The sequence below is a fragment of the Kitasatospora sp. NBC_01246 genome (genome assembly GCF_036226505.1).
Classification (GTDB): domain Bacteria; phylum Actinomycetota; class Actinomycetes; order Streptomycetales; family Streptomycetaceae; genus Kitasatospora.
The window spans coordinates 4,916,247-4,942,567 of the sequence record NZ_CP108484.1 but is presented as its reverse complement, the minus strand read 5'-3'; the positions used below and the strand labels follow the sequence as shown (position 1 = coordinate 4,942,567).

General features: G+C 73.8%; 23 protein-coding genes. 10 read left to right on the top strand and 13 right to left on the bottom strand.

The window, feature by feature from the left end:
- Positions 1-36: 36 nt before the first annotated feature.
- Positions 37-1,137 (top strand): citrate synthase 2, encoded by a 1,101-nt coding sequence (locus OG618_RS21705; RefSeq protein WP_329489199.1) that lies wholly within the window; start codon positions 37-39, stop codon positions 1,135-1,137.
- A gap of 133 nt (positions 1,138-1,270) precedes the next feature.
- Positions 1,271-2,389 carry a phosphoserine transaminase gene (serC, locus tag OG618_RS21700; protein ID WP_329489198.1) on the top strand — a complete coding sequence of 373 codons (1,119 nt, stop codon included), beginning with the start codon at positions 1,271-1,273 and terminating at the stop codon, positions 2,387-2,389.
- A gap of 209 nt (positions 2,390-2,598) precedes the next feature.
- On the opposite strand, the gene OG618_RS21695 is transcribed toward serC, so the two are convergent.
- Positions 2,599-3,366, bottom strand: coding sequence for an SDR family oxidoreductase (locus tag OG618_RS21695; RefSeq protein WP_329489197.1), 768 nt, complete (start codon positions 3,364-3,366; stop codon positions 2,599-2,601).
- Positions 3,367-3,450: 84 nt separating this feature from the next.
- Here OG618_RS21695 and OG618_RS21690 point away from each other — a divergent pair, with 84 nt between their 5' ends.
- Positions 3,451-4,101, top strand: coding sequence for a TetR/AcrR family transcriptional regulator (locus OG618_RS21690; RefSeq protein WP_329489196.1), 651 nt, complete (start codon positions 3,451-3,453; stop codon positions 4,099-4,101).
- Between the two features lie 62 nt (positions 4,102-4,163).
- Here OG618_RS21690 and thpR read toward each other — a convergent pair whose 3' ends face one another.
- Positions 4,164-4,751, bottom strand: coding sequence for an RNA 2',3'-cyclic phosphodiesterase (gene thpR, locus OG618_RS21685; RefSeq protein WP_329489195.1), 588 nt, complete (start codon positions 4,749-4,751; stop codon positions 4,164-4,166).
- Positions 4,752-4,797: 46 nt separating this feature from the next.
- Between thpR and OG618_RS21680 the strand changes: the two genes are divergently transcribed.
- On the top strand, positions 4,798-5,316 hold the full coding sequence (locus tag OG618_RS21680) for a GNAT family N-acetyltransferase (protein WP_329489194.1): 519 nt from the start codon (positions 4,798-4,800) through the stop codon (positions 5,314-5,316).
- A gap of 48 nt (positions 5,317-5,364) precedes the next feature.
- On the opposite strand, the gene OG618_RS21675 is transcribed toward OG618_RS21680, so the two are convergent.
- From OG618_RS21675 to OG618_RS21645, 7 genes are all read right to left on the bottom strand, one after another.
- Positions 5,365-6,867: an MFS transporter gene (locus OG618_RS21675; protein WP_329489193.1), complete on the bottom strand. Its 1,503-nt coding sequence runs from the start codon at positions 6,865-6,867 to the stop codon at positions 5,365-5,367.
- A 134-nt stretch (positions 6,868-7,001) separates the two neighbouring features.
- Positions 7,002-7,436 (bottom strand): MarR family winged helix-turn-helix transcriptional regulator, encoded by a 435-nt coding sequence (locus tag OG618_RS21670; protein ID WP_329489192.1) that lies wholly within the window; start codon positions 7,434-7,436, stop codon positions 7,002-7,004.
- A 41-nt stretch (positions 7,437-7,477) separates the two neighbouring features.
- Positions 7,478-9,298, bottom strand: a complete 1,821-nt coding sequence (locus OG618_RS21665) for a hypothetical protein (RefSeq protein ID WP_329489191.1) — start codon at positions 9,296-9,298, stop codon at positions 7,478-7,480.
- Positions 9,299-9,364: 66 nt separating this feature from the next.
- Positions 9,365-10,201, bottom strand: a complete 837-nt coding sequence (locus OG618_RS21660; RefSeq protein ID WP_329489190.1) for a nucleic acid/nucleotide deaminase domain-containing protein — start codon at positions 10,199-10,201, stop codon at positions 9,365-9,367.
- 16 nt (positions 10,202-10,217) lie between these two features.
- The gene (locus OG618_RS21655) at positions 10,218-10,778 is read right to left on the bottom strand and encodes an SUKH-4 family immunity protein (RefSeq protein WP_329489189.1); all 561 of its coding nucleotides are present in this window, start codon (positions 10,776-10,778) and stop codon (positions 10,218-10,220) included.
- Between the two features lie 36 nt (positions 10,779-10,814).
- Positions 10,815-11,804, bottom strand: a complete 990-nt coding sequence (locus OG618_RS21650; protein WP_329489188.1) for a nucleic acid/nucleotide deaminase domain-containing protein — start codon at positions 11,802-11,804, stop codon at positions 10,815-10,817.
- Positions 11,801-12,523: a WXG100-like domain-containing protein gene (locus tag OG618_RS21645; protein WP_329489187.1), complete on the bottom strand. Its 723-nt coding sequence runs from the start codon at positions 12,521-12,523 to the stop codon at positions 11,801-11,803. The genes OG618_RS21650 and OG618_RS21645 overlap by 4 nt, the downstream gene beginning before the upstream one ends.
- A gap of 246 nt (positions 12,524-12,769) precedes the next feature.
- Here OG618_RS21645 and OG618_RS21640 point away from each other — a divergent pair, with 246 nt between their 5' ends.
- The gene (locus OG618_RS21640; protein WP_329489186.1) at positions 12,770-13,174 is read left to right on the top strand and encodes a VOC family protein; all 405 of its coding nucleotides are present in this window, start codon (positions 12,770-12,772) and stop codon (positions 13,172-13,174) included.
- Between the two features lie 351 nt (positions 13,175-13,525).
- Positions 13,526-14,308 carry an MHYT domain-containing protein gene (locus OG618_RS21635; RefSeq protein ID WP_329489185.1) on the top strand — a complete coding sequence of 261 codons (783 nt, stop codon included), beginning with the start codon at positions 13,526-13,528 and terminating at the stop codon, positions 14,306-14,308.
- A gap of 86 nt (positions 14,309-14,394) precedes the next feature.
- Here the strand turns inward: OG618_RS21635 and OG618_RS21630 are convergent, their stop codons facing one another.
- Positions 14,395-16,107, bottom strand: coding sequence for a hydrogenase maturation protein (locus tag OG618_RS21630; protein ID WP_329489184.1), 1,713 nt, complete (start codon positions 16,105-16,107; stop codon positions 14,395-14,397).
- A 186-nt stretch (positions 16,108-16,293) separates the two neighbouring features.
- Positions 16,294-17,217, bottom strand: a complete 924-nt coding sequence (locus OG618_RS21625; protein WP_329489183.1) for a DUF4231 domain-containing protein — start codon at positions 17,215-17,217, stop codon at positions 16,294-16,296.
- A gap of 131 nt (positions 17,218-17,348) precedes the next feature.
- On the opposite strand from OG618_RS21625, the gene OG618_RS21620 reads away from it, so the two are divergent.
- Positions 17,349-17,798: a VOC family protein gene (locus tag OG618_RS21620; protein WP_329489182.1), complete on the top strand. Its 450-nt coding sequence runs from the start codon at positions 17,349-17,351 to the stop codon at positions 17,796-17,798.
- Positions 17,799-17,874: 76 nt separating this feature from the next.
- Here OG618_RS21620 and OG618_RS21615 read toward each other — a convergent pair whose 3' ends face one another.
- Complete coding sequence (locus OG618_RS21615; protein WP_329489181.1) at positions 17,875-19,335, bottom strand: NCS2 family permease; 1,461 nt, start codon at positions 19,333-19,335, stop codon at positions 17,875-17,877.
- A gap of 314 nt (positions 19,336-19,649) precedes the next feature.
- Between OG618_RS21615 and OG618_RS21610 the strand changes: the two genes are divergently transcribed.
- Genes OG618_RS21610 through OG618_RS21600 form a run of 3 tightly spaced genes read left to right on the top strand, consistent with a single transcriptional unit; the run spans position 19,650 to position 22,917 of the window.
- Positions 19,650-19,952, top strand: a complete 303-nt coding sequence (locus OG618_RS21610; RefSeq protein ID WP_329489180.1) for a DUF2530 domain-containing protein — start codon at positions 19,650-19,652, stop codon at positions 19,950-19,952.
- Positions 19,953-20,004: 52 nt separating this feature from the next.
- Positions 20,005-22,497 (top strand): HAD-IC family P-type ATPase, encoded by a 2,493-nt coding sequence (locus tag OG618_RS21605; RefSeq protein WP_329489179.1) that lies wholly within the window; start codon positions 20,005-20,007, stop codon positions 22,495-22,497.
- A gap of 18 nt (positions 22,498-22,515) precedes the next feature.
- Complete coding sequence (locus tag OG618_RS21600; protein WP_329489178.1) at positions 22,516-22,917, top strand: hypothetical protein; 402 nt, start codon at positions 22,516-22,518, stop codon at positions 22,915-22,917.
- Here OG618_RS21600 and OG618_RS21595 read toward each other — a convergent pair.
- The gene (locus tag OG618_RS21595; RefSeq protein ID WP_329489177.1) at positions 22,862-26,167 is read right to left on the bottom strand and encodes a sacsin N-terminal ATP-binding-like domain-containing protein; all 3,306 of its coding nucleotides are present in this window, start codon (positions 26,165-26,167) and stop codon (positions 22,862-22,864) included. The two genes, OG618_RS21600 and OG618_RS21595, sit on opposite strands and share 56 nt — an antisense overlap.
- Between the last annotated feature and the right edge of the window lie 154 nt (positions 26,168-26,321).

Here is a 26,321-nt window from a genome sequence, read left to right as displayed (position 1 = left end):
GCGGCCCGCCGATCACAGAGCTGAAGGAGCCGTCGCATGTCCGACTTCGTACCCGGGCTTGAGGGAGTCGTCGCTTTCGAGAGCGAGATCGCCGAACCCGACCGTGAAGGCGGCGCCCTGCGGTACCGCGGAGTCGACATCGACGACCTGGTCGGCCACGTCTCCTTCGGCCACGTCTGGGGCCTGCTGGTGGACGGCAAGTTCAACCCCGGCCTGCCGGCCGCCGAGCCCTTCCCGATCCCGGTCCACTCCGGCGACATCCGGGTGGACGTGCAGTCCGCCCTCGCCATGCTCGCCCCGGTCTGGGGCCTCAAGCCGCTGCTCGACATCTCCGCCGAGCAGGCCCGTGACGACCTCGCCCGGGCGGCCGTGATGGCCCTCTCGTACGTGGCGCAGTCCGCCCGCGGCCAGGGCCTGCCGATGGTCCCGCAGAGCGAGATCGACAAGGCCGAGACGGTCGTCGAGCGCTTCATGATCCGCTGGCGCGGCGAGCCGGACCCGAAGCACGTCAAGGCCATCGACGCCTACTGGACGTCCGCCGCCGAGCACGGGATGAACGCCTCCACCTTCACCGCCCGCGTCATCGCCTCCACCGGTGCCGACGTCGCGGCCGCGCTCTCCGGCGCCGTCGGCGCGATGTCCGGCCCGCTGCACGGCGGCGCGCCGTCCCGGGTGCTCGGCATGATCGAGGAGATCGAGCGCACCGGCGACGCCAAGGCCTGGGTGAAGAACGCGCTGGACAAGGGCGAGCGCCTGATGGGCTTCGGCCACCGCGTCTACCGCGCCGAGGACCCGCGCGCCCGCGTGCTGCGCCGCACCGCCAAGGAGCTCGGCGCGCCGCGCTTCGAGGTCGCCGAGGCGCTGGAGAAGGCCGCGCTGGAGGAGCTGCACAACCGCCGCCCCGACCGCGTGCTGGCCACCAACGTCGAGTTCTGGGCCGCCATCATGCTGGACTTCGCCGAGGTCCCGGCGCACATGTTCACCTCGATGTTCACCTGTGCGCGCACCGCCGGCTGGTCGGCGCACATCCTGGAGCAGAAGCGCACGGGCCGGCTCGTCCGCCCCGCCGCGCGCTACATCGGCCCCGCCCCGCGCAGCCCGCGCGACATCGAGGGCTTCGAGGCCATCGCGCACTGAGAAACCGCTGGTGAGCAGCGGGTCCGACGCTCCGTCGGACCCGCTGTTTCCGCAGCTCGCAGCCGTGAAGATCGCATCTCAGCGGGCGGACTGCCGTAACACTTCCGCAATCGCGGCCGGTAGGCTGCCGCCCGTGGCTCAGATCCAGATCCCCGCTGACATCAAGCCCGCAGACGGCCGTTTCGGCTGCGGCCCGTCCAAGGTGCGCCCCGAGGCCCTGAGTGCCCTCGCCGCCACCGAGACCTCCCTGCTCGGCACCTCGCACCGCCAGGCCCCGGTGAAGAACCTGGTCAAGCGCGTGCGCGAGGGCGTGAGCAGCCTCTTCTCCCTCCCCGAGGGGTACGAGGTGGTTCTCGGCAACGGTGGCTCCACCGCCTTCTGGGACATCGCGGCCTTCGGCCTGGTGCGGGAGAAGTCCCAGCACCTCGACTTCGGCGAGTTCTCCTCCAAGTTCGCCTCCTCGGTCAAGGCGGCGCCCTGGCTGGGCGAGCCGACCGTGATCAAGACCGCCCCGGGCACCCACCCGCTGCCGGTCGCCGAGGCGGGCGTGGACGTCTACGCGCTCACCCACAACGAGACCTCCACCGGTGTCGCGATGCCGATCGGGCGCCCGGCCGGGGCGGACGAGGGCTCGCTGGTCCTGGTGGACGCCACCTCGGGCGCCGGCGGCCTGCCGGTCGACATCACCGAGACCGATGTCTACTACTTCGCGCCGCAGAAGTCCTTCGCCGCCGAGGGCGGCCTCTGGCTGGCGACGTTCTCCCCGGCCGCCCTGGAGCGCGCCGCCGAGATCGCCGGCTCCGGCCGCTACATCCCGCCGTTCTTCGACCTGCCGACGGCCATCGACAACTCGTCGAAGGACCAGACGTACAACACCCCGGCGATCTCCACCCTGTTCCTGCTGGCCGACCAGCTGGACTGGCTGAACGGCAACGGCGGCCTGGACTGGGCGGTCGCCCGGACGGCCGACTCCTCCTCCCGGCTGTACGGCTGGGCCGAGAAGTCGTCGTTCGCCACCCCGTTCGTGGCGAACCCGGCGGAGCGTTCCCAGGTGGTCGGCACGATCGACTTCGACGACGCGGTGGACGCCTCCGCCGTCGCCAAGGCACTGCGTGCCAACGGCATCGTCGACACCGAGCCGTACCGCAAGCTCGGCCGCAACCAGCTGCGCGTCGCGATGTTCCCGGCCATCGAGCCGGCGGACGTCGAGGCGCTCACCGCCTGCATCGACTACGTGGTCGAGCAGCTCTGAGCACCGGCACGGTCGCACGGCCCTGAGCGGGCCGGCACACGCGTGAGGGCCACCGCCTGCGGGCGGTGGCCCTTCCGTTTGTTCGCGCTACCTGTTGACGAGCGAGCTGATCAGGACGACCACCAGCAGCAGCACCAGGGCGCCGGTCACGATACGCATGCGAGTCTTGGGATCCACGGTCATCGAGCGTACCCGCGACCCGTCGGCGGTCAGACCCCGAGGTTGGATCCGCCGGTGGCGTCCAGATTCTGCCCGGTGATCCAGCGGGCGTCGTCGGAGGCCAGGAAGGCCACGATGTCCGCCACGTCGGCCGCCTCACCGACCCGGTCGAAGGCCGAGTGGCCGGCCGCCCCGGCCCGGGCCGCCGGGTCGGCCAGCCAGGGGTTGATGTCGGTGTCGACGATGCCCGGCAGCACCGCGTTGACGGTGATCCCGCGCGGCCCGAGCTCCTCGGCGAGCGTCAGTGTGAGGGTGTTCAGCGCCCCCTTGGTCATCGCGTAGGAGACGGCTGACGGGAACGCGACCCGGGTGACCCCGGACGAGACGTTGACGATCCGGCCGCCGTCCCGCAGCCGGCCCAGGCCATGCTGGACGATGAAGAACGGCGCCTTGGCGTTCACCGCGAACACCCGGTCGAAGTCCGCTTCGGCGACCTCGTGGATCCGCCCGTTCTGACCGATCCCGGCGTTGTTCACCAGGATGTCCAGGCCCTCGCCGCCGCCGTGCGCGGCGAGCCCCGCGTCGAAGGCCGCCCAGAGCGCCCGCGCGTCACCGGGCACCCCCAGTTCGGTGCCGATCGCGAAGGCCCGGCCGCCGGCCCGCTCGATCACCCCGACGACCCGCGCCGCCGCCTCGGCGTCACGGCCGTAGTGGACGGCGACCAGCGCCCCGTCGCGTCCCAACCGCTCGGCTATGCCTCGCCCGATCCCCCGGCTGCCGCCCGTCACCAGAGCCGTCCTGCCCGCAAGCGTGCCCATGGCCACGCCCCCTATTTCTGTAGCGGTCGCTAATGAAATGAACCGTACCAGAGCTTCTGTAGTGTTCGATATAGAATGGCAGGCATGGCCCCCGACCCAGCCACCCCAGCCGCCGCAGCCGCCGTCCCGCCCGCCGACGCGGGCAACGGCACAGCTCGGCGCGGACGCCCCCGCTCCTTCGACCGCGAGGCCGCCCTGGAGCAGGCCCTTCGGCTGTTCTGGGAGCGCGGCTGGGAGGCGACCTCGGTCGCCGACCTCACCTCCGCCATGGGCATCCGCCCGCCGAGCCTGTACGCGGCCTTCGGCGACAAGCGCGCGCTCTTCGCGGAGGTCGTCGCCCGCTACCGGGAGAGCCACGGCGCCTACTCGACCCGCGCGCTCGCCGAGGAGCCCACCGCCCGGGCCGGCATCGCCCGGATGCTCCATGAGGCCGCCGCCGAGGCCACCGACCCGGAGCACCCCTGGGGCTGCCTGCTGATCAGCTCGGCCGTGAACTGCACGTCCCCCGAGGTCGAACAGGCGCTCCGGGAGATCCGCAACGCCAACGTCCGCGCGCTGGAGTCACTGATCCGGGCGGACATCGCGGCCGGCCGCGAACCCGCCGGGGCTGACGCGGCGGCGCTGGCGCAGTTCACCGCCACCGTGCTCCAGGGGATGTCCCAGCGGGCCCGCGACGGCGCCGACCGGGCCGAGCTGGAGCGGGTCGCCGCCGACGCGATGCGGGTCTGGCCCTGAACGGGCCACCACGCACGCGCCGGCGGCCCGGCCCCCAGCGGGCCGCCACCCCCGGGCCCGCCTCAGCTCCAGCGGGCCAGCGGCCAGGAGGCGACCGTCTCGTAGTGCGCGAAGCCGCCGTCGAGCTCGCTCTTCATCAGGCGCAGCTCCGCGGCCTCCCACTCCGGCCCGCGGTACCCGCCGAGCGCCGACTCCAGCGCCTCCAGCTCGGCCACCGCCCCCCGCTGCGCCGCCCGCCGGTGCCCCCGGGAGGAGCCGGCCCGGGCGAGGGTGAGATGCGGGTGGAAGGTGAACGCGTCGACCTCACCGGCCACCTCCGCGGTGGCCTCGTGCACGGCCTCGGCGAGCCGCCGCAGCGCCCACGCCTGGCCCTCCACCCCGGCCCAGAGCACCCGGTCGCCGAACCGCCCGGCGCCCGCGAGCCGCAGCCGGTGCACCCCGTGCACCCCGGCCACCGCCGCCAGCCCGGCCTCCAGCTCCGGCAGCCGCTCCGCCGGCACCTCGCCGAGGAAGGCCAGGGTCAGGTGCCAGCCCTCGACGGCCGTCCAGCGCAGCCGGTCCGCCCCCGGCAGGGCCCGCACCGGGGCGACCGCGTCGGCGAGCCCCTGCAACGCCTCGACCGGCGGCAGCACCGCCACGAAGAGCCTCATGGACTCATCTTCCCCCCGCCGCCCGGTTTGGGTTAGAACCTTTTTCATGAAGATCCGTACCGGCGGCCGCGCCGACACCGCCGACATCCTCGCCCTGCTCGACGGCGCGGTGGCCTGGCTCGCCGAGCGGGGCCGCGCCGACCAGTGGGGCGACCGGCCCTGGAGCAGCGTCCCGGCCCTGATCGACCGCATCGACGGGTACACCGCCGAGCCGTTCCTGATCCGGCTCGCGACGGACGACGAGGGCCGCACCATCGGCTGCTGCGTGCTGTCCGAGCAGGCCAACGCCTACGCCACCCCCGTGGACGAGCGCGAGCTGTACGTCCGCAACCTGGTCACCGACCGCTCCCTGAAGGGCTCCGGCATCGGCGCCGCGCTGATCGCCGACGCCCTCGACGAGGCCCGCCGGCGCGGTATCGGCCTGCTCCGGGTGGACTGCTTCGCGAGCGAGGACCGCCGTCTGGTCGAGCAGTACCGGGCGCTCGGCTTCACCGAGACCGAGGCCTTCGAGTCCGAGTACAAGGGCAGGCCCTGGCGGGGCCAGATCCTGGAGATCCGGCTCTGACCCCGCGCCCGGGGCGCACCACGCGGTGCGCTCCGGGGAGACGAGCCGTCAGCAGGCCGGTGCCAGCTCGGACTTGGTCGGGGCGACGGTGCGCGGAACGAAGGCGACCACCCGCCCGCCGCGACCCGGATGCAGATCGACCCGGACCTTCAGGTCCGCACTGCGGGCCAGCACCAGACCGACCGTGCCGGCCGCCAGCGCCGAGACCAACCCGCAGGCCAACAGCCCGAGCCGGGGCCCGTACGAGGCCGTCACCCAGCCGACGACCGGCGCGCCGATCGGCGTGCCGCCGGTGAACACCAGGACCAGCAGGCCCATCACCCGGCCCCGCATCGCGGGGTCGGTGCCCAGCTGGAGCATCGAGTTGACCGAGGTGTTGAAGCTCAGCCCGAAGACCCCGATCAGGGTCAGCAGCAGCGCGAACGACCAGTAGTCGGGCGCGAAGGCGGCCAGCACCTCCAGCGCGCCGAAGGCCAGCGCGGCGGCGACCAGCCGGCGCAGCCGGGGCGCGCCACGCCGGGCCGCGAGCAGCGCGCCGGCCAGCGAACCGACCGCCATCGCGGTGTTCAGCAGGCCGTACTGCCCGGCGCCGACCTTGAAGGTGTCGTGGGCGAAACCGGAGAGCAGCGTCGGGAAGTTGAACCCGAAGGTGCCGATGAAGCCGGCCAGCACCATCGGCCAGAGCAGCTCGGGCCGCTCCTTGACGTACCGCAGCCCCTCCCTCAACTGCCCCTTCTCGCGGGCGATCGGCGCGGTGGGGCGCAGTTCGGACGACCGCATGGCGAGCAGCCCGCCGATCACGGCGGCGAAGGAGAGCGCGTTCACCGCGAAGGCCCAGCCACTGCCGACCGCGGCGATCAGCAGGCCCGCGACGGCGGGGCCGACCAGCCGGGCGGTCTGGAAGTTGGCGGCGTTCAGGCTGACCGCGTTGGCGAGGTCCTTGGGACCGACCATCTCGGAGACGAAGGCCTGCCGGGTCGGGTTGTCGACCACCGTGACGAGGCCGAGCAGCAGCGCGAACGCGTACACGTAGTAGGGCGTCACCACGCCGCCGACGGTCAGCACGGCCAGGCCCGCGGCGAGCAGGCCCATCGCGCCCTGGGTGTAGATCAGCAGCCGGCGCTTGGGCATCCGGTCGGCGAGCACGCCGCCGAAGAGGCCGAGCAGCAGCATCGGCAGGAACTGCATGGCGGTGGTGATGCCGACCGCGAGCGGGCTGCCGGTGAGGCTGAGGACCAGCCAGTCCTGGGCGATCCGCTGCATCCAGGTACCGGTGTTGGAGACCACCTGGCCGGCGAAGTAGTAACGGTAGTTGCGGACGCGCAGTGAGGAGAACATCCCTCCGGGCCGGGTGAAGCGGGCTCCGGTCGGGGATTCCTGAGCGGCGGGGGTGACCGCCGCGGTGCGTTCGTCGGGGTCGTCGTCGCCGTTGCCGGCCGGCCCCGTCGGGGCGGGTGCCTGGGCGTCGGCGGCCGCGGCGGTGGCCGTGGCGGGTTCGGTGGTCGGTTCGTCGGTGCGGATGGCGGCGCTGGCTGCGGCCGGCGGTGTCACGGTGCTCTCCCCTCGCGGCGCGACGACCCGGCAGGGGGTCGTCGCGCTCCTGGTTTCGGTGGTCGGTGCTGCGGTGATGCGGTTCTCCTTCGTCCTCCGGCGGCTGACCGGAACGGCTGGGCCCCGAGCGTGTCTTACAGGTGTGCGAGCTTGTAGAGCACCGGCGCGGCCGCCCGCAGGGCGGCCCACTCCTCCTCGTCGAGACCCTCGGCGAGTTCGGCGAGCCAGGCGTTGCGCCGGCGGCGGCTCTCCGCGAGGATCACCTCCGCCTGTTCGGTACTGCTGACGACCACCTGACGGCGGTCCTCCGGGTGCGGCTCCCGCCGCACCAGGCCCTTCTCTTCCAGCATCGCGACGATCCTGGTCATCGAGGGCGGCTGCACGTGCTCCTTCCGGGCGAGCTCACCCGGCGTGGCCTTCCCGCAGCGTGCGAGGGTGCCCAGCACCCCCATCTCGGTAGGGCTGAGCGACTCCTCGACCCGCTGGTGACGCAGGCGGCGGGAGAGGCGCATGGTGGACGACCGCAGCTGACTGACGGCTGCGAGGTCCTGCTCGGACATCTCGGGCATGTCCTTAGTCTATGTCATTACTCTCGCTAATGAAAATTGCTTCAGGCGCCGGCCCGCAGCCCTACGGCGGGGGCCCCGGCCCCGTGCGGCCGGGGCCGGCTGTCCACCGCGGCGAGGCCGTCCGGCATGCCCAGCACCAGCAGCGTCCCGGCCAGCGCCAGCGACCAGACCTCGGAGCCCGTCCGCAGGTCCAGCACCCCGCCGGTGCCGAGGTCGCGCACCCGGACCAGCCCGTCGGACCAGGCCGCGGCCACCACCGGGCCGGCCGCGGTCGCCCCGGCGGCCACCGCCGTCACCGGGCAGCCGCGCCGGTCGGACGGCTCGGGCATCGGCGCCGAGCGCGGGCCCCAGAGCCGCACGGCGCCGTCGAAACCGCCGCTGACCAGCAGCGGGATCTCCGGATCGGACAGCGGTCCGCCCCCGAGCGCGGCGCCGGCCAGCGCGGTGACCGGCCCCTGGTGCAGCCGCTCGCTCACCACCGCGCCGTCCTGGTACCAGTGCACGGCGCCGGCCGCGTCGCCGAAGGCGGGCGCGGAGTCGGCCAGCCCGCCGATCGCGGCCACCGCGCTCAGACCGCCGCCCGGACCGCCGGCCACCGCGCGGACCGCGTCCAGCGCCGCCATCAGCCCGTATCCGTCCAGCCCCGGCCGCGGTTCGGCCGGCACCACCAGCTCCGCCCGGCCCCAGGCGTCGAGCAGCACCACGGAACCGCCGGCCGTCACGGCCAGCCCCCGCAGCGGGCGCGGGGACGGCACCACCACGGCACCGACCCGGCGGCCGGTGGCGACGTCGAAGGTCCGCACCGCGCCGGTCGGATCGGCCACCAGCACCTGCGACAGGTACGGCCCGACCCCGGCGGTGACCGCGACGGCCGGGCCCGGCCAGTCCCGGTCGGTGCCCTCCCAGCGCGCCCAGCGCCCGGACCACGGCGCGGGCAACTGCGCGAGGACGGCCGCGGCGGCCGCGGCGGCGGTGTCCGCGCCCAGCAGCCTGGTCCGCAGCACGGCGGCCCGGACGGCCGGGTCGGGCTCCTCGATCACGGCCGGACCGGCGGCGCGCCAGGCCCGGCCGAGCGCGTCGTCCCGCCGCTCGACGGCCGCCGTCACCGGGACGGGGCGGGCCAGCGCGTAGAGCAGCGGATCGGCGGTCAGCGGGCCGGGGTCGCCACCGGCCGCGGCCGCCGTCCAGAGCGCGGACAGCGCCTCCTCGCCGGCGGACCGCAGATCGGCACCGGCCGGCACCACCGGCGGAGCGGCCGGCGTCCCGAGGACCGGGCCGGGCAGCGGGTAAGCGCCCGCGTCGCCGCCCCGGGCCGCCGCCCACTGCGCGAACCGCTCCCGGTCCGTCCAGTGCGGATCGCCGAGCTCCAGCACCGCCGGCGCGGGCACCGCGGTGAACGCCCCGGCCGCCGCGCCCCCGGTCGCCGCCTCGACCACCAGGCGCACCCCGGGCAGCCGGAGCAGCGGGTCGAGCAGCCCGGTCACCAGGCCGGCCGGGTCGTCGGCCCTGTCCAGCTCGGGGACGCAGATCAGGGTCGGGCGGTTGTCCGCCGCGATCGCCTCGATCAGCGGCCCCGGGGCGTGCGCCACCAGGTCGAGCTGGTGGCCCAGCGACCAGACGGCCGTCCGGAGGGTGGCCCCGGCGGCGGGCAGCACGGCGTGGATCCGCCGCTCGCCCGGCGCCTCGTCCGTCGTGCAGCCGCGGACCAGCCAGGCCAGCAGGTGCGACTTGCCGGCCCCGGGCGGCCCCGCCACCCGGCAGAGCCGCGGTGCCCGCATGTCGTCCAGCCAGCCGAGCAGTGCCAGTCCGGCCGCCCTGCGCCCCGCCCCCAGCGGCGGCATCCGTCGCCCGTCCCGCACCATTCCCGCTTCCCTCTCCTGGTTCCACCGCGGCCCGACCGCTCGGGCCTCCCCGCGCGGCCCGACCGCTCAGCCCTGCCGCTCGGCCAGGCTGATCATCAGTGCCTTGATCCCGCTCTCGCGCGACTCGGCCGTCTCCCCGTAGTCGAAGCCGTGGGTGAACTCCGCCTGCGGGAACTCCGCCGCCATCCAGCGCGCGCAGTAGTGCCCGGGCATCATGCACGGCTCCAGCTCGCAGTAGACCCGCACCACCTGCTCGGGCTCCACGCCCTCCGCCCGCAGGCGGTGCCAGAGCACCTCCTCGGGGTGCAGCAGGCCGGGGCCGCCGATGGCCGTCTCGATCCGCGTCCCGCCCTGCTCGTCGGCCACCTCGAAGGCCGCCGAGGAGTCGACGTTCAGCGGGCGCCGCAGGTCGTCCAGCACCCGCGGCCACCAGCCCTCGCGGTCCTCGAAGGCGGCCGGGTCGGCCGCCAGCAGCCCCTGGCGCAGCTCCCGGTAGGCGGCGAAGGCCGCCTCCGGCCGGTCGGACGCGGCGACCGCCGGCAGGTACCGGTCCAGCAGCAGCAGCCCGGCCGCGAACGCCTCCACCGTCGAGGCGACCGGCAGCTCCGCCGGCTCGGACCCCAGCAGCAGCGCGCGGACGGACCGGTCCGGGGCGAAGAACAGCTCGGCCCCGCCGTCGGTGCCGATCCGCAGTTGGGCGGCCGACGCTCCGGCCTCCAGCCCGGCCCCGGCCGCGTACTCACCCAGCGACAGCGGATCGGACTCCTCGGCGGCCCGGAAGTACGGCCCCACCTGGAGCGGCAGTCCGGGGTCGCGCAGCGGCCCGGCGGGCGCGACCGACAGGCTGCGCAGCCCCCGCGGCCCGAAGTGCGCCGTAAGCGCCGCCGTCAGCTCGTCGTCCATGTCCGCACCGGCCCTCTCACGTCGTCTGGTAGAAGTCGAGGAAGGAGTTCCAGAACTCCGCCTCGCTGCCGAACGGCAGATCGTCCCAGCGGCCCATGCCCTCCCGGATGTACTCCTCGGCATCGGCCCAGTCGTACGGCGTCGGCCGTTCCTCGGGCCGCGGCCGCTCGATGGCGATCTTGTACACCAGGTACGCCAGCGAGGAGATGTCACGGTGGATCAGCTGGTACTCCTCGTCGGCGTCCGGGTCGCAGACCCAGATCGTCCCGTCGTCGAGGTTGACGAACACGAACGCGCTGGACAACTCGCCCAACTGGCGCAGCGTGCCGTGCTCGGTCTCCACCAGCGAATCGGTCAGCGGCCGGGCGAACGCCCAGTCCGGGTTCTCGGGCCGCCGGTCCGCGAGCTCCTCCAGCAACCGGAACAGCCCGTTGGAGAACGGCACCCCGATCTCCGTCACGAAGCGGGCGCCGTCCCCGTCCGGCCAGATCCGGGCCGCCTCGTCGGGCTTGAACCTCAACAGGTCGCCGGGCGCGGCCTCGGCGACGACCCGGGGCCAGTCGATCCCTACCAGCACCGGTCATCCGTCCTCTCGGTCCGCCCGCCAACTGCCCTACTGTCCATGCTTCGCCTTCTTCGCCACGTGCTTCGTCTCGTGGGCCGCCTTGTCCTGCTGCCCCTGCGCGTCGAAGTCCTTCGTGCCCATCGTGCCACCATGCTGGCCCGCGGTGTGATCCTGGTGGAGCTGGTCCAGGTACGCCCGGTGGCCCCAGTCCCGGTTCTTCGTGGGGACCTTGCTGTCGTACTCCACGCCGTAGTTCACGTCGAGGTCGGGGTTCTTGGGCTGGAAGTGCCGGCCGAGCCAGCGCTCGCAGTTCTCGTTGGCCTGACAGGGGGCCCGCTCGGTGTACAACTCGGAGACGTGGTCCTCCCGGCCGCCGAGCAGCGGTTTGCCGATGGACCGTTCGGAGTGGCTCCGGTCACCGCTGCGGCCGACCAGGATGATCTCGTCGCCGTCCGGGTGCTTGTACCGGAGCGCCGCGTAGTTCTTGCCGCCGTAGTCGCCCTGGGCCCGGCGGGCCTCCTCGACGGCCCGGGAGAGCGGGGTCGGAGCGTCGATCCGGCTGCTCGGGACCTTCTCGTCCTTCTTGGGGTTCCCGTCCTCGTCCTTGTCGGACTTCTTGTACTTCTTCGCGTGGTACTTGTCCTTGAGGTCGTCCGGGGAGGGGTCCTTGACCTTCTCCGAAGCCCCGTCCAGCAGGGTCTTCAGGGACTTGTCGCTCCCGTCGACGTCGACGAACTTGCCGTCCTTGATCTCCTGGACCCGGCCGTCGTCGTGGACGTAGTACTTCCGGGGCGGCGTCTTCGGCCCGTCGCCGCCGCTGCTGCCCGCCTTCGGCGGCGGCGCGGCCTTGTCCTTGTTCTTCTCGTCGAAGGTGTGGGCGTTGCCGGAGTCGTTGTCCTTGTGGTGCTTGGCGGCCTTCGACAGGTTGTCGCCGGCCTGCTTGTACATCTTCTTGGCGGCCTTGCCCATGTCGTCGGCGAGCGCCTTGCCGAGCTTCTGGGCGCCCTTCTCCAGGGCCTTGACGATCGGGTCCGTCACGCGAAACTCACCCCCGCGACCCGGCTGCTGAAGACCTGCGCGTGCTGGGCCACCTTCTCGGCCTGTTCGTGCAGGGCCTTGGCGTGCGCCTCCACCGCGTCAGGGTTGATCTTGAACTGGGTTCCCCCCGACCCGCCACCGCCGCTCAGCGCGGCCTCGGCGGCCTCGAACACCAACCCGGCCACCGCCCCGGAGACGATCTCCACCAGCGGGGTGATCGCCGCCTCGATCACCTCGGAGACGATGTGGTCCTCCAACTGGTGCGCCAGGTAGGACATCAGCTTGCGCCCGGCCTGCTGGATCGCGATCACCCCGGCCTCCGCCAGGCCGAAGGTCGCCACCGCGGCGGCCTGGGCGGCGACGAAGGAGGCGGCCAGCACGATGAGCTCGCCGAGCGCCTCCAGCTTCATCGCCACGATCACGTCGGCGGCGGTGTCCAGCGCCTTCGCCACCACGTGGGCCGCCTGGACGACCTCGTTGAAGTGCTTGTCGGACATCAGCGCCCACTTGGCGATGAGCGCCTCGTAGGACGCCCCCTCGTACGCCCCGCCGAGCTGATGGACCGTCGCCGTCGAGTCCGCGTGCAGGTCTTCGAGGCCCTTCGCGAACTCCTTGACGTGCTCGCCGAATTCACGGACCTTGTCCTCGTTGACCGAGGGCCAGTGGATGCCGATGAAGTCCAGGAGCGTCGCTACCTCGCTCGGCAGCTCGATCGCCATTGGAGAACCCCCCGGTTAACAACAATCCTTCGATATCGTCGAAAGTTTATACATCCCGCATCCCACCGACAGTGGCGGAAACGTCCTGATTCTGTAGCGATCCACCCGGCTCCACGGCGCACGGCGCCGGACACGAGCCCCCCGCACCACCGGCCGCGCCCTCCGTGACTCCCGGTGCGATGCTGGTTCTGGGGCCCGATCCACGCGGGCCCCGGCACCACCCCTCAGTAGAAGGGCCGACCAGAAATGACCGACGTCGCCGCTGAGCAGGCCGAGCAGAACGACACCGGCTTCGCCCGCCTCGCCATGGTCACCATCGACTGCGCCGACCCGGTCGCGCTGGCCGCCTTCTACGGTGAGCTGCTCGGGTGGGAGACCAGGCACGTGGACGAGCGCTTCGCCATCCTGGACAACCCCGAGGGCGGCAGCCCGCTCGGGTTCGGACGGGTCGCCGGGTACCGCCAGGAGCCGTGGACCGAACCCGACGGCAGCAAGCACTTCCACCTGGACTTCTACGTCGACGACCTGGAGGAGGCCACCGCCCGGGCACTCGCGCTCGGCGCCACCGAGCCGCAGTTCCAGCACGGCCGCACGCTCAGGGTGCTGATCGACCCGGCCGGCCACCCGTTCGGCCTAGCTCCCCTGGAGTGACCGCGCCCCGGCGGCCGGACGCCGGCGCCGCGGCGGGCCCGGACGGCACATGCGCAGGGCCCGTGTGCGTGCGCAGGCGGCGTCAGGGCTTGGTGGCGAGATCTTGCCGATCGCGTGAAGGACGGCTCTGACCTGCGATTTCACCAAATGATCGAACATTGTGCGACTCACCGGTAGTGGTTACTGTCCCCCGTTGTCAGGGGCACCACACGCCAGGCTTCCCCCGGGCAGGACCACGACGCCGCACGTGCCGCGTCCCGGCACTGCCGCCATCCATGACCGGCCGTTCCCGGCCGACGAGTCCGCCCGATCCTGGCGTCCGTCCTCCCCCAATCCGTCCAGGAGTTCCTCGTGGGTGAGATCCACCATGCCGACCTCGGCTGGGTGACGCCGGCGGTTTCGTACTTCGTCGCCTGTCTGGGCGCCTTCGTCGCCCTGCGCAGCGCCCGCTGGGCCCTGGTCTCGTCGGGCCGCACCCGGACGTACTGGCTGCTGTTCGCGTCGACGTCGCTCGGCGCGGGCATCTGGTCGATGCACTTCATCGCGATGCTCGGCTTCTCCGTCACCGGGGCCGAGATCACCTACCGCCCGGGCCTGACCGTGCTCAGCCTGCTCGTCGCGATCGCGGTGGTCGGGCTCGGCATCTTCACCGTCGGCTACAGCCGCCACCCCCGCACCGCGCTGCTCGCGGGCGGTCTCACCACCGGCCTCGGGGTGGCCGCGATGCACTACCTCGGCATGGCCGCGATGGTCCTGCCCGGCCACCTCGGCTACGACCACACCACGGTGGGGCTCTCGGTCGCCATCGCGATCTTCGCGGCGACGGCAGCGCTCTGGGCCGCGCTGAACATCAAGGGCACCGTCGCCGTCCTGGCCGCCGCCCCGGTGATGGGCGTCGCGGTGTGCGCCATGCACTACACCGGGATGGCGGCGGTCTCCGTCCGGCTCGACGCCGAACAGGGCACCCAGGGCGGTGTGATGGCGCTCCAGTTCATCTTCCCGCTGGTGGTCGGGCTGGGCTGCTACATCTTCTTCGGCTCGCTGGCCTTCGCGGTCTCGCCGAGCCGGGGCACCCTCAACGCGCAGCCGGTGCTGATCGGCCGGGCCGCCCCGCTGGCCGGCCGCGGGCGCTGAGCGCCCGGTCCGGTGGGGGCGCCGGCCCCGGCGCGACGCCCCCACCGGACCGTCCTCGTTCCGGCCGGTCGCACCGCGGCCGCCCGCTACTCCGGTCGGCCGAGCAGTCCCGTCAGGTGCTCCGGCGTCGCCACCGGGCAGACCTTGTGCACGAAGTCGCGCCGCAGCCGGTGGTAGGGCTCGCCCTCCCGGTAGAAGTTGCGGTGCATCCGCCGCAGCTCCTCCGTCCGGTGGTCGGCCAGCGGCCGCGCCTCCTCGTCCTCGGCCCGGCGGCGCTTCTTCTCCACCAGCCGGCCGGTCAGCTCCGGCGAGCCGGCCAGCGCGGCCGCCTCCCGCTCGACCCAGCCCCGGAACTCGGCCGCGCCGCCGCCCGCCCTCCGGTCCACCAGGCCGAGCCGCTCGGCCCGGGCCGCGCCCACCGGCAGCGTCTGCGTGGTCAGCTGCTCCGCCTGCTCGGCGCCGACCCGCCGGGGCAGCGTGTACGTCCAGTACTCGGACCCGTAGAGGCCCATCAGCCGGTAGTGCGGGTTGAGCACGGCCGACTCGCGGCACCAGACCTCGTCGGCGGCGATCGCCAGCATCAGGCCGCCGGCGGCCGCGTTCCCGGCCAGCGCCGCGACGGTGAGCTTGTCGGTGGTGGTCAGCACGGCCTCGACCAGGTCGTCCATCGCGTTGATGTTCTCCCAGGACTCCAGCGCCGGGAACGACGCCCCCTCGATCACGTTGAGGTGGATGCCGTTGGAGAAGAAGTCCCGGGCCGCGCCGAGCACCAGCACCGAGGTCGGCCGGTCGGCCGCCTCCCGGTAGGCGGCCAGCAGCCGGCGGCACTGCTCGGTGCTCATCGCCCCGCCGGCGAAGGAGAATTCGAGGAAACCGACGTCCTCCCGCTCGTGGTAGCGGATCTCCGACCAGGTGTCCCGGCCGGCCGCCGAGGCCGGGGTGACCGGCACCTCGCGGACCCGGTGGAGGTGGTCGGCGAGCACCGTCGCGGCCGGCAGCTTGAAGGTGGCCGGCCCGCCGGGCGTCCGCCGCGGGCGCAGCTGCGGGATCCAGACCGCGCCGTCCGTGGTGGCCCGGCAGATCGCGCCGTCCCGTTGGGCGATCACCGCGCCGGGCCGGGCGCCGCGCAGCTCGTCCTCGGGGTGGCCGCCGTGCAGGAAGTACTCGCGCCCGTACAGCTCGTCGAGCACGCCCGGCTGGGAGTCGCCCGCGCGCAGCTTGCGCAGCACGGTGGCGGTGTCGTCGGCCTCCCAGTCGATCCGGCGGGCCTCCTGCTTGAGGAAGGGCCGCAGCCGGCCGCCCACGTCCGGCCGGTCGTAGTCGAGCGGTTCGGGCGTGAACAGCCCGCCCTCGAAGCGGCTCACCGCGAGCAGCACCGCCTCCACGGCGGCGTCCGCGACCTCGCCCCGGTACAGCTCGCTCTTGCCGCAGGCCCGCACCGGGAAGTCCACGGACGCCCAGATGTCCCCGGCGTCCATCTCCTCCACCGCCTGGAGGACGGTCACCCCCCAGCGTTCGGCGCCTTCGGTGATCGCCCAGTCGAGCGAGGAGGGACCCCGGTCGCCCTTCGGGCCGGGGTGCACGATCAGGACGGTCCGGGTCGACCAGACGTCCTCCGGGATCGCCTTGGTGAGCATCGGGCAGATGATCAGCTCGGGGTCGGTCCGGGCCACGGCGGCCCGGACCGGCTCGTCGCCGAGCGCGAGCTGTACGGCCACCTCGTGACCGCGCTCGCGGAGTTCGGTGTGGACGCGCTGGGTCAGGCTGTTGAACGCGGTGGCGATCAGAAGAACGCGCAAAGGGGGCCTCCGGGCAGTGACTGACGTCGTGCGCGGAGGCGATGAAACCAGGGCATGGACACGTAACGATTACGGACGGCGCTTCTCCGGCCGACCCTCACCCACCTCGCACACCTGTGCCGACAGCACCCCGTACATTTCGCCCGATCTCCTCACGACCTCCCGATTCCACACCGGGTCGGCCGCTCACCGGGGGAAGGCGCGCCGGGCCCGCCAGGTGGTGTGCTCGCGCGAGACGGCGTCCTCCGCCTCGGCGGCCAGCCGGGCCCAGCGGGCCTCGGCGTCCGGGGCCTTCAGATCGAGGTCGGAGAGCTGGTTCCCGACGTTCTCCAGCTCGCGCGCGGCCAGCTGGTAAGCGGCGGCCAGCGGGCGCAGCTGCTTCAGCTGGGTCCAGGCGATCACCGCGGCGGCCGCTGCCGAGCTGGCCCCGAAGACGTGCACCGGCAGCGCGCCGACCGCCTGCGCGATCGCCGCCGCCGCCCCGATGATGATGAGGGCGGCGATCCCCAGCCCCCAGGAGACCGCCTGCGTCTCGCACGCCTCGGCCCGCGAGCGGTACCAGGTGCGCTGCCCCTCGACCCGGGTGCGCAGGTAGAACGTCCGCCGCGCGACCAGGCTCTCGGCGCGCACCCGGCGCATCTCCGGGGTGATCTCCACGGTGGTGTCCGGCGGCACGATCTCCGGGTCCTCGAAGGCGTGCAGCACGTCCTCCATCTGGAGCAGGTAGCCGCGGTCCACCTCCGCCGACTCCGCCTCGCCGTCGAACGGCCGGGCCCGCATCGAGTACTTCCAGGCGAGCGTCTTGACCGACTCGGCCGCCGCCCGGGCCTCGTACCACCGCCCCTGCGGGTTGCTGCGGCGCAGCCGTGACCAGAAGTAGCCGGCCACCAGGAACGCCACCACCGAGAAGAGCGGCGTGATGTCGCTGTCCCCCCGGTGCTCGGGCCCCGGCAGCGAGCCGACCACCGCGGCGATCACGAGCATCCCGATCAGCCCCCGGTACCAGCGCAGTGTCTCGCGCTGACCGTCCAGCGAGGCCTGGTCCGCCGTCCGGAACAGCTCCGGCAGCAGCCTCGCCTCGTCTCCCCCGGGCGGATCCTGTTGCACCATCGGTAGAGCCCCCTCCCCGTCTCCCGTCCAGGCAGTATGCCCACCGCCAACTGCCCTACACAGTGCCATTTTTGGCAGGTCCGTCAGGTCGGTCATTGATCGCACGTCAGGTAACCGATATAACGGGTTACATGCCTCTGCACTGGAAGCTCGTCATCGACTGTGCCGACCCCCACCGCCAGGCCGCCTTCTGGGCCGCCGCCCTCGACTACACCGTCGAGGACCACAGCGCCCTGATCGCCCGCCTGCTCGCGGCCGGCGCCGTGACCCCCGACCTCGTCACGGAGACCGACGGCCGCGCCGCCTGGCGCACCCTGGCCGGCGTCCGCCACCCCGACGAGCCCTTCGACCCGGTCAGCGGCACCGGCCTCGGCCGCCGCCTGCTCTTCCAGCAGGTCCCCGAGGCGAAGACCGCCAAGAACCGCCTCCACCTCGACCTCCACCCCGGCCCCGACGCCCGCGACGCCACCGTGGAACGGCTGGAGGCCCTCGGCGCCACCGTCCTGCGCGCGGTCGACGAGCCCGGCGGCTCCTGGACGGTCATGCAGGACCCGGAGGGCAACGAGTTCTGCGTCCACTAGGGAGTGCACCGGCCCCCGCGAACGCACCGGGCCCCTCCCCGCACGAAGCGGGGAGGGGCCCGGCGGGCACCACGGCTCAGAGCAGGCCGAGGGCCGGCATCAGGTAGTAGAAGGCGAAGACGGCCGAGACCGCGTACATCGCGATCGGCACCTCGCGGCCGCGCCCGGCGGCGAGCCGCAGGACGCAGAAGGCGATGAAGCCGAAGCCGATGCCGTTGGTGATGGAGTACGTGAACGGCATCATCACGATGGTCAGGAAGGCCGGGATCGCGATCGTGTAGTCGGCCCAGTCGATCTCCTTGATCGAGTTGGCCAGGATCAGGAAGCCGACGGTGACCAGGGCCGGGGTGGCGGCCTGGGCGGGGACCATGGTGGCGAGCGGGGTGAGGAAGAGCGCGACCACGAAGAAGGCGCCGGTCACGATCGAGGCGAAGCCGGTGCGGGCGCCCTCGCCGACGCCGGCCGTGGACTCCACGAAGCAGGTGTTGGCGGAGGAGGAGGTCGCGCCGCCGGCGGCGGTGGCGATGCCGTCCACCATCAGGATCCGGTTGATGCCGGGCAGGTCGCCCTTGGCGTCCAGCAGGTGGGCCTCGTCGGCGACGCCGAGGATGGTGCCCATCGCGTCGAAGAAGCAGGACATCAGGACGGTGAAGACGAAGAGGACGCCGGTGAGGACGCCGACCTTCTCGAAGCCGCCGAACAGGCTGACCTTGCCGACCAGGCCGAAGTCGGGCGCCGCCACCGGGTTGCCGGGCCAGCTGGGGACGGTGAGGCCCCAGCTCGTGGCCGGGATGTCGGCGACCTTGTCGATCACCACGGCGAGGCCGGTCATCACGACGATGGAGACCAGGATCGCGCCGGGCACCTTGCGGACCACCAGCACCAGGGTGAGCAGCAGGCCGAGCACGAAGACCAGCACCGGCCAGCCGAGCAGGTGGCCGTTGCCGCCGAGCTGGAGCGGGACGGTGGTGTGGGCGGCGTCCGGGATGCGGCTGACGAAGCCGGAGTCGACCAGGCCGACCAGGCTGATGAAGAGGCCGATGCCGATCGCGATCGCCTTGCGCAGGCCGAGCGGGACGGCGTTCATGACGCGCTCGCGCAGACCGGTGGCGACCAGGATCATGATCGCGAAACCGGCCAGCACCACCATGCCCATGGCGTCCGGCCAGGTCATCTTGGGCGCGAGCTGCAGCGCGACGATGGTGTTGACGCCCAAGCCGGCGGCGAGGCCGATCGGGACGTTGCCGATCACGCCCATCAGCAGGGTGGTGAGACCCGCGGTGAGCGCGGTCGCGGTGACCAGCTGAGCGCTGTCCAGGTGGGCGCCGGTCATGTCCGTGGCACTGGCCAGGATGATCGGGTTGAGCACCAGGATGTACGCCATGGTGAAGAAGGTGGCGATGCCACCGCGGATCTCGCGCGGCAGGGTGGAGCCGCGCTGGGAGATCCGGAAGTAGCGGTCCAGCGCGCCGGCGGGGGGCTTCGGCGCGTTGGAGGCGGGCTCGGGCGACTCGGTGGTCGGCTGGGCCACAGGCATGCGTGCGTCCTCTGGTGGGGGCTGAGGAGGGGGACACCCGGAGCGACGGTGGTGGCCGGGCGGGCCCGGTGGGACGGGCACGAACACAGGCGTCCTGGGCATGGCGCGGCCAACCGGAATCACAAGTATGAGTTCCCAAATCGCACACGCGCTATCTTCGCGCGTAGAACGATCACACCCGAGGAACGGCGGGGTGGCCGCCGGCCCGGGCGCGCCCCGACCGCCGCGGCGATGCCGGGGCCACCCGCCGAAGGTGTCCGGGACCGGCCCGCGTGATGGCGGACAACCGCACCCCGCCCCGTACGCTAGGCCTCATGCCGAAGAGCCCGCTGCACCCCTCGCCCCCGCCCTTGGAGGCCAACGACGTCGCCATCGTCGGCGGTGGCACGGTGCTGTGGTTCGTCGCCTTCCTGGTCCTGCTCCCCTTCCAGGGCACCCTCTCCGACCACGGCCACGGCAGCTGGCCGTGGATCTGCCTGTCCGGAGCCGGCCTCGGCCTGATCGGCCTCTGGTACTGCCGCGCCCGCCGGGACGCCATCGCCCGCGACCGGGCCGCCGCGGCCGCGTCGCAGACCGCCGCCGGTGACGGCGGCGACCCGGCCACCCAGTCGGACTGAATAGTCCTTTAGTAGCACGCATCGGACATAAGGCGCCCGTAGAGTCGGTGCCATGACGCACCCTGCGCAGCCTGCCGAAGAGACGCCCGGGGACCGGCACGACGGCGCCCACCCGCTCGGCCTGCTGCCCGGCCGGCGCGGCGGACTGAGCACCGCGGAGGTCGCCGAACGGGTCGCCCGAGGCGACGTCAACGACGTGCCGGTGCGGTCCAGCCGCTCCACCCGGGAGATCGTCCGGGCCAACGTCTTCACCCGGTTCAACGCGATCATCGGCGTGATGTTCGGCATCATCCTGGTCGTCGGACCGATCCAGGACGGACTGTTCGGCCTGGTCATCGTGGCCAACACGGCGATCGGCATCATCCAGGAGATGCGCGCCAAGAAGACCCTGGACAGCCTCGCGCTGATCGGCGAGGCCAGACCGCAGGTCCGCCGGGACGGCGCCGTCCAGCAGATCGCCACCGGCGAGATCGTGCTGGACGACACCGTGCTGCTCGGCATCGGCGACAAGGTGATCGTCGACGGCGAGGTCACCGAGGCGGACGGTCTGGAGATCGACGAATCGCTGCTCACCGGCGAGCCCGACTCGGTCCTGAAGCAGCCGGGCGACCAGGTGATGTCCGGCAGCTTCGTGGTGGCCGGCGCGGGCGCGTTCACCGCCACCAAGGTCGGCCGGGAGGCCTACGCGGCGCAGCTGGCCGAGGAGGCCAGCCGGTTCTCCCTGGTCAAGTCGGAGCTGCGCAGCGGCATCGACAGCATCCTGCGGTTCATCACCTGGCTGCTGATCCCCACCGCGATCGGTCTGATCATCAGCCAGCTCGCGGTGGAGGGACGGGACTGGAGGGAGGCCGTCCGGCGGATGATCGCCGGCATCGTGCCGATGGTCCCCGAGGGCCTGGTACTGCTGACCTCGGTCGCCTTCGCGATCGGGGTGGTCCGGCTGGGCCGCAAGCAGTGCCTGGTGCAGGAGCTGCCCGCGATCGAGGGCCTGGCCCGGGTGGACACCGTCTGCCTGGACAAGACCGGCACCCTCACCGAGGGCGGCATGGACGTCGTCGAGCTGCGCACCCTGCCGCCGGGGCCGGAGGCCGACGGCCGGCCGAGGGTGGACGCGCCGCCGGGCCGGCCGGTCCTCTCCGACCCGGAGGTCGTCAAGCAGGCGCTCGGGGTGATGGCCGGCGCCGACACCCGCCCCAACCCCTCCATGCAGGCCGTCATCGACGCGTACGGCAGGGGCGACACGGAGCACGGCAACGGCGGCGGCTGGCGGGTGATCGAGGCGATGCCCTTCTCCTCCGCCCGCAAGTGGAGCGGGGTGCAGCTGCTGGAACCGCAGGGCGGCGAGGCCAGCTGGCTGCTGGGCGCCCCGGACGTGCTGCTGCCCACCGGCCACCCGGCCCTCACCGAGGTGGACGAACTGGGCACCAAGGGGCTGCGGGTGCTGCTGCTCGGCCGCACGCCCGTCCCGCTGGACTCCCCGGACCCGGCCGCCGACCTCCAGCCGCTCGCCCTGGTGGTGCTCCAGCAGCGGCTGCGCGAGGACGCCGCCGACACCCTGCGCTACTTCGAGGGGCAGCGCGTCCGGGCCAAGGTGATCTCCGGCGACGCCGCCGTCTCGGTCGGCGCGGTCGCCTCGCACCTGGGCCTGCCCGGCGCCGACCACCCGCTGGACGCCCGCACCCTGCCGACCGATCCGCAGGAGCTCGCCGACACCGCCGACCGGACCAGCGTCTTCGGCCGGGTGACCCCGCAGCAGAAGCGCGACCTGGTCGGCGCGCTGCAGTCGCGCGGGCACACCGTGGCGATGACCGGCGACGGCGTCAACGACGTGCTGGCGCTCAAGGACGCCGACATCGGCGTGGCGATGGGCACCGGCAGCGACGCCACCCGGGCGGTCGCGCAGATCGTGCTGCTGAACGACTCCTTCGCCACCCTGCCGTCGGTGGTCGCCGAGGGCCGCCGGGTGATCGGCAACATCGAGCGGGTGGCCGGGCTCTTCCTGGTGAAGACGGTCTACTCGGTCCTGCTCGCCCTCCTGGTGATCTTCACCCACTCGCCGTACCCGTTCCTGCCCCGGCACTCGACAGTGCTCTCCACCCTCACCATCGGGATCCCGGCCTTCTTCCTGGCGCTGGCGCCCAACAACGAACGGGCCAGGACCGGCTTCGTCCGCCGGGTGCTGCGGATGGCCGTGCCGGGCGGGATCATCGCCGGCACGGCCACCTTCACCGCGTACGCGCTGGCCCGGGCCGACCACGCCACGGACCTGAAGTCCGACACCAGCGTGGCGACGCTGACGCTGTTCCTGGTGGCGTTGTGGGTGCTGGCGATCGTCGCCCGGCCGTACAACTGGTGGCGGCTGCTGCTGATCGCGACGATGGGCGGGGCGTTCACGCTGGTGCTGACGGTGCCGTGGCTGTCCGACTTCTTCCAGCTCTCGCTCTCAGGCACCCGGGACCCGTGGATCGGTGTCGGCATCGCCCTGGTGGCCGGACTCCTGCTGGAGGTCTCCTGGCGGATCATGCGGCGGAAGGCGGATGATTGACCCCGAAGGGGGTCCTGAATGGCGCGCAGGGGTGGGGACTTGGAGGCGTTCACCGCCTTCCTGGGGGGAATGCTGGCGGCCGGGGCGGCCGGGCTCGCCCTGGTCGGCGCCGATGCGCTGATCGAACCGGGGCCGTGGCTGCGCAAGGCCGCGCCGGTGGTGGTCGCGGTGCTCTGGCTGACCGTCACGGTCGGCCTCTACCGGTGGCTGGGCGCGGCCGCCCGGACCGGCTGGACCGGGGCCCGGGCGCCCGGGCCCGGCTCCCGCCCCGCCGGCCGGGACGGGCACCGGGCGGGCCACCCGCGCCCGGCCGGAGCCGACCGGGCGCCGGCCCGCCGCCCCGGCCGCGGGCCCGCCAGCCCGGTCAGCCCTCGAAGTCCCGGGCGGCCGAGAGCTCGTAGGCGCGGTCCGGCTCGGTGAGCGCGGCCAGCACCTCGAACCGGCGGTGCCACTGCCCGACCGACCAGGCGAGACCGGCCGCCAGACCCTCCGGGGTCGCGGCGTGCAGCAGCCCCGGCACCGGCGGCAGCTCGAACTCGTCGTCCTCGTCCGCGGCTTCGGCGGCGTCCGGGTCGTAGGGCGCCTCCGGGGCGTCCGCCGCGGTGTCCCACCGCCAGTCCACGGCGGCCTCCTCGCCGTCCGGGCCGACCACCAGCAGCTCCTCGTGCTCCTCGTAGGCCACCGGGCAGCCGGGCAGCAGCTCGCGGACCACGGCGGGCACCCGGTGCAGCTGCCCCTCGGAGAGCACCCGGCCGCCGGCCACCTCGCTGGCCAGCGAGACGTGCAGGCGCTCGGCGAGGTCGGCGGCCAGCGCCGGGGCGACCGGCAGCAGCGGGTACGGGTGGAGCAGCTGGACGAGGTCCGGGGCGTCGGCGACGACCGCCTCGGTGGCGTCCACCAGCACCGTGTGCGCGGGCCGGCGGCCGGTCTCCCGGTCCAGCGGCGGCAGCGCCCGGACGACGTCCAGCGGCTCGATCCGGTCCGCCGCCACCCGGGCCAACGCGCTGTGGATGCCGTGCAGTTGACGGTGCCCGACGACGGAGGCCGGGTCGGTGAGCCGGTCCAGCAGCTCGTCCGGCCCGTGCGGTTCGGCCAGCAGCGCGGTCAACGTGGTGCGCACCCCGAGCGCGTGCAGGAACTGCTCGTCCAGCGTCGTCCGGGCCTCCTCGAAGAGGCCGCGCAGCAGCGGGTCGGCACCTGCCGCCCGCAGCCCGGCCGGCTCGCGGCCGTCCAGCACCGGGTGGTCGCGCAGCCACCACGCGGTGTACGGCGGCAGGTCCGCGTACGAGCCGTCGGGCAGCAGGGTGCGGACGGGGTTGACCACGGCCTCCCGGTACGGCGGGCGGGCGAGGGCGGCGAGCGCCTGCGGCCACGCGTCGTCGTCCACCAGGTCGAGGTCGCGGACGACCAGTAGTTCGGCCGCGACCGGCGGGACGCCGACCGGGTCGGCGTCGTCGGCGTGCAGTGCCTCCAGGGCGTCCTCGGCCCACTCGGCGAGGCCGTCGGGCGCCTCGTCCAGCAGCCCGGTGGGGTGGCCGCCGGCCGCGCGGTCGGCGGGGGCGGTCGGGTCGAGCCGCTCCAGGTCGTCCGGGTCGAGCACCACGTCCTCGGCGCGGACCAGCACGAAGTCGGCCAACACCCCGACGGCGGTCAGGACTTCGGGGCCCCAGCGGTCCAGCAGCTCGTCGTCGATCCAGCCGGCGTCCTCCTCCCGGGCCAGTGCGGCGAACGGGCTGTCCGGCAGGATCAGCTCACCCGCGCGGGCCGGCTCGCCCTCGTCGTCCAGCAGCGCCAGCCGGGCCAGCCACGGGTGCTCGCCGACCGCCGGAGCGGCCGCCTTGACCAGGGCGAGCACGGACTCGGCGACGTCGGTGGCGGCGTCCAGGTCGTCCTCGGCCAGCTCGTAGGAGCGGGCCACGGCGGCCCGCACCTCGGGAGTGTCCAGCACCCCGGCCGGGGTGGCGGTGCCGGCGCCGAGCTTGGCCAGCAGCGGGTGCGCCGCCTCCGGGTGGGCCAGCCGCAGGTCGAGCAGGGCCAGCGCGCCGGCCAGCGCCTCGGGGTAGCCGGGGAAGGCCGCCCAGTCGGCGTCCTCCGAGGGCAGCAGGACCCGGCGCGGACCGGTGACCGTCCGGCCGTCGGCGAGCGGCACCGGCAGCGCGCCGAGCGCCTCCGGGTCGGCCGCGCCGAGCGCCGCGTAGAGGTTGCGCCACCAGGCGGGCTCGCGGTCCAGGCCGCCGAGCTGGTCGACCACGTCGGCCAGCGGCACCCGGCGCACGTTCAGCACCCGCAGCTCGGTGCGGCGCTCCAGGCCGGCCGGCAGCAGGCCGGGGAAGATCGGGGCCAGCGCCTCGACGACCGAGTGGTCCGCGCCCTCCAGCACCGTGGCGTCCCGGGGCCGCAGCGCCGGCGTGCCCTCCTCGACCGGTGCGGTGTGCGGCAGGAACGGCGTGCCGGGCAGCCGGGCGAGGATGCCGGCGCGCAGCGCGTTGTCCAGCGCGCCCTGGCCGAGCGGGCCGGGGACGAGCCCGAGCGAGCCGAGGTCGCCGCCGCGGGCGCGCAGCAGGTCGGCGTAGCTGTCGGCGGCGCGCTCGGTGACGAAGTCGGCGAGCGGGCCGGGGGCGACGTGCCGGCGGGTGGAGTCCAGCGGGTAGGAGGCGATCAGCAGCGCGGGCAGGCCGAGCGGTTCGTCGCTGGGGGTGGGCGCGTGCAGCACGGGGGCGATCCCGGTCGGCTGCGGGCTGCCGTCGGCGGCGACCGGGACGGCCCAGGTCACCGTCCAGTACGGACGGGCGCGCTCCTCGGTGGGTCGGTCGGCGAGCAGCGCGGCGTCCAGGGTGCCGGAGGCGCCGGCGGTCTGCCAGACGGTCTGCCGCAGCCGGCCGCCGGCGTCGTCGGTGACGGTCACCTCGGCGACGCCGTCGGGGCGCGCCTCGGCGGCGCCGCGGGTGAGGGTGCGGGTGCCCTCCTCGGTCTCCACCACGATCTCGGCGAGCCCGGGCAGGGTGAGCAGCAGGGCGTCGTCGATCCCGGCCAGCAGCCGGCGGGTGAGGTCCTCGGCGGCGGCGTCGCGCAGCGGCAGCACGACCACCGTGTCGTACCCGGCCGGGGCCGGGCCCTCGGCCGAGAACGGCAGCCGCAGCAGCGGCACGTGGCCGTCGCGGCGGCGCAGCTCCTCGCCGAGCGCCGGCTGCGCCTCGGCCAGCGCGCGGGCCTCGCCGAGCGACCAGCGCACGCCGCCGGCGGCACCCAGCACGGCGGGCTCGTCGGTGACGGCGAGGACGGCGGCGAAGCCGACGCCGAACCGGCCGACGGTGGGCTGCTCGTCGGCGCGCTTGGAGGAGGCGCGCAGGGTGGACAGCGACTCGACGGCGGCCGCGTCCAGCGGCGCACCGGTGTTGGCGGCGGCCAGCACACCGTCCGCCAGGGTCAGCCGCAGCCGGCCCGGGGCACCGCCCGCGCGGGCCGCCGCGTCGGCCGCGTTCTGCGCCAACTCGACGACCAGCCGGTCACGGTAGCCGCCGAGGGCGAGCTCCTCCTCGGCGTTGGCGTCCTCCCGGAACCGGGCCGGGGAGGCGGCCCAGGCGTCCAGCACCCGGCGGCGCAGGACGGCGCTGCCGAAGGGGTCCGCGTGGTGCTCGTCCGTGCCGCTGCCGATGATCCGAGGTTCCACTGGAACTGCCACCCTCCGCCGCCCTGTACTTCGTACGGGGGGCATTCTCCCCCGCCCGGGCACCCCCTGCGGACCGGGCCCGGGCCGCGGCGCCGTTCCGCCCGGTGGGGGCGGTTCCGGGCCGCTCCCGGGCCCGGGCCGGGAACAGGCGGAC

Coding starts and splice junctions, on each gene's coding strand:
- OG618_RS21615 (WP_329489181.1), bottom strand. CDS start 19,335: ATGCCTGTGGCCCAGCCGACCACCGAGTCGCCCGAGCCCGCCTCCAAC.
- OG618_RS21620 (WP_329489182.1), top strand. CDS start 17,349: ATGCCTCTGCACTGGAAGCTCGTCATCGACTGTGCCGACCCCCACCGC.
- OG618_RS21665 (WP_329489191.1), bottom strand. CDS start 9,298: ATGGTGCGGGACGGGCGACGGATGCCGCCGCTGGGGGCGGGGCGCAGG.
- OG618_RS21695 (WP_329489197.1), bottom strand. CDS start 3,366: ATGGGCACGCTTGCGGGCAGGACGGCTCTGGTGACGGGCGGCAGCCGG.
- thpR (WP_329489195.1), bottom strand. CDS start 4,751: ATGAGGCTCTTCGTGGCGGTGCTGCCGCCGGTCGAGGCGTTGCAGGGG.
- OG618_RS21705 (WP_329489199.1), top strand. CDS start 37: ATGTCCGACTTCGTACCCGGGCTTGAGGGAGTCGTCGCTTTCGAGAGC.
- OG618_RS21605 (WP_329489179.1), top strand. CDS start 20,005: ATGACGCACCCTGCGCAGCCTGCCGAAGAGACGCCCGGGGACCGGCAC.
- OG618_RS21640 (WP_329489186.1), top strand. CDS start 12,770: ATGACCGACGTCGCCGCTGAGCAGGCCGAGCAGAACGACACCGGCTTC.
- OG618_RS21645 (WP_329489187.1), bottom strand. CDS start 12,523: ATGGCGATCGAGCTGCCGAGCGAGGTAGCGACGCTCCTGGACTTCATC.
- OG618_RS21610 (WP_329489180.1), top strand. CDS start 19,650: ATGCCGAAGAGCCCGCTGCACCCCTCGCCCCCGCCCTTGGAGGCCAAC.
- OG618_RS21680 (WP_329489194.1), top strand. CDS start 4,798: ATGAAGATCCGTACCGGCGGCCGCGCCGACACCGCCGACATCCTCGCC.
- OG618_RS21600 (WP_329489178.1), top strand. CDS start 22,516: ATGGCGCGCAGGGGTGGGGACTTGGAGGCGTTCACCGCCTTCCTGGGG.
- OG618_RS21625 (WP_329489183.1), bottom strand. CDS start 17,217: ATGGTGCAACAGGATCCGCCCGGGGGAGACGAGGCGAGGCTGCTGCCG.
- OG618_RS21660 (WP_329489190.1), bottom strand. CDS start 10,201: ATGGACGACGAGCTGACGGCGGCGCTTACGGCGCACTTCGGGCCGCGG.
- OG618_RS21690 (WP_329489196.1), top strand. CDS start 3,451: ATGGCCCCCGACCCAGCCACCCCAGCCGCCGCAGCCGCCGTCCCGCCC.
- OG618_RS21670 (WP_329489192.1), bottom strand. CDS start 7,436: ATGCCCGAGATGTCCGAGCAGGACCTCGCAGCCGTCAGTCAGCTGCGG.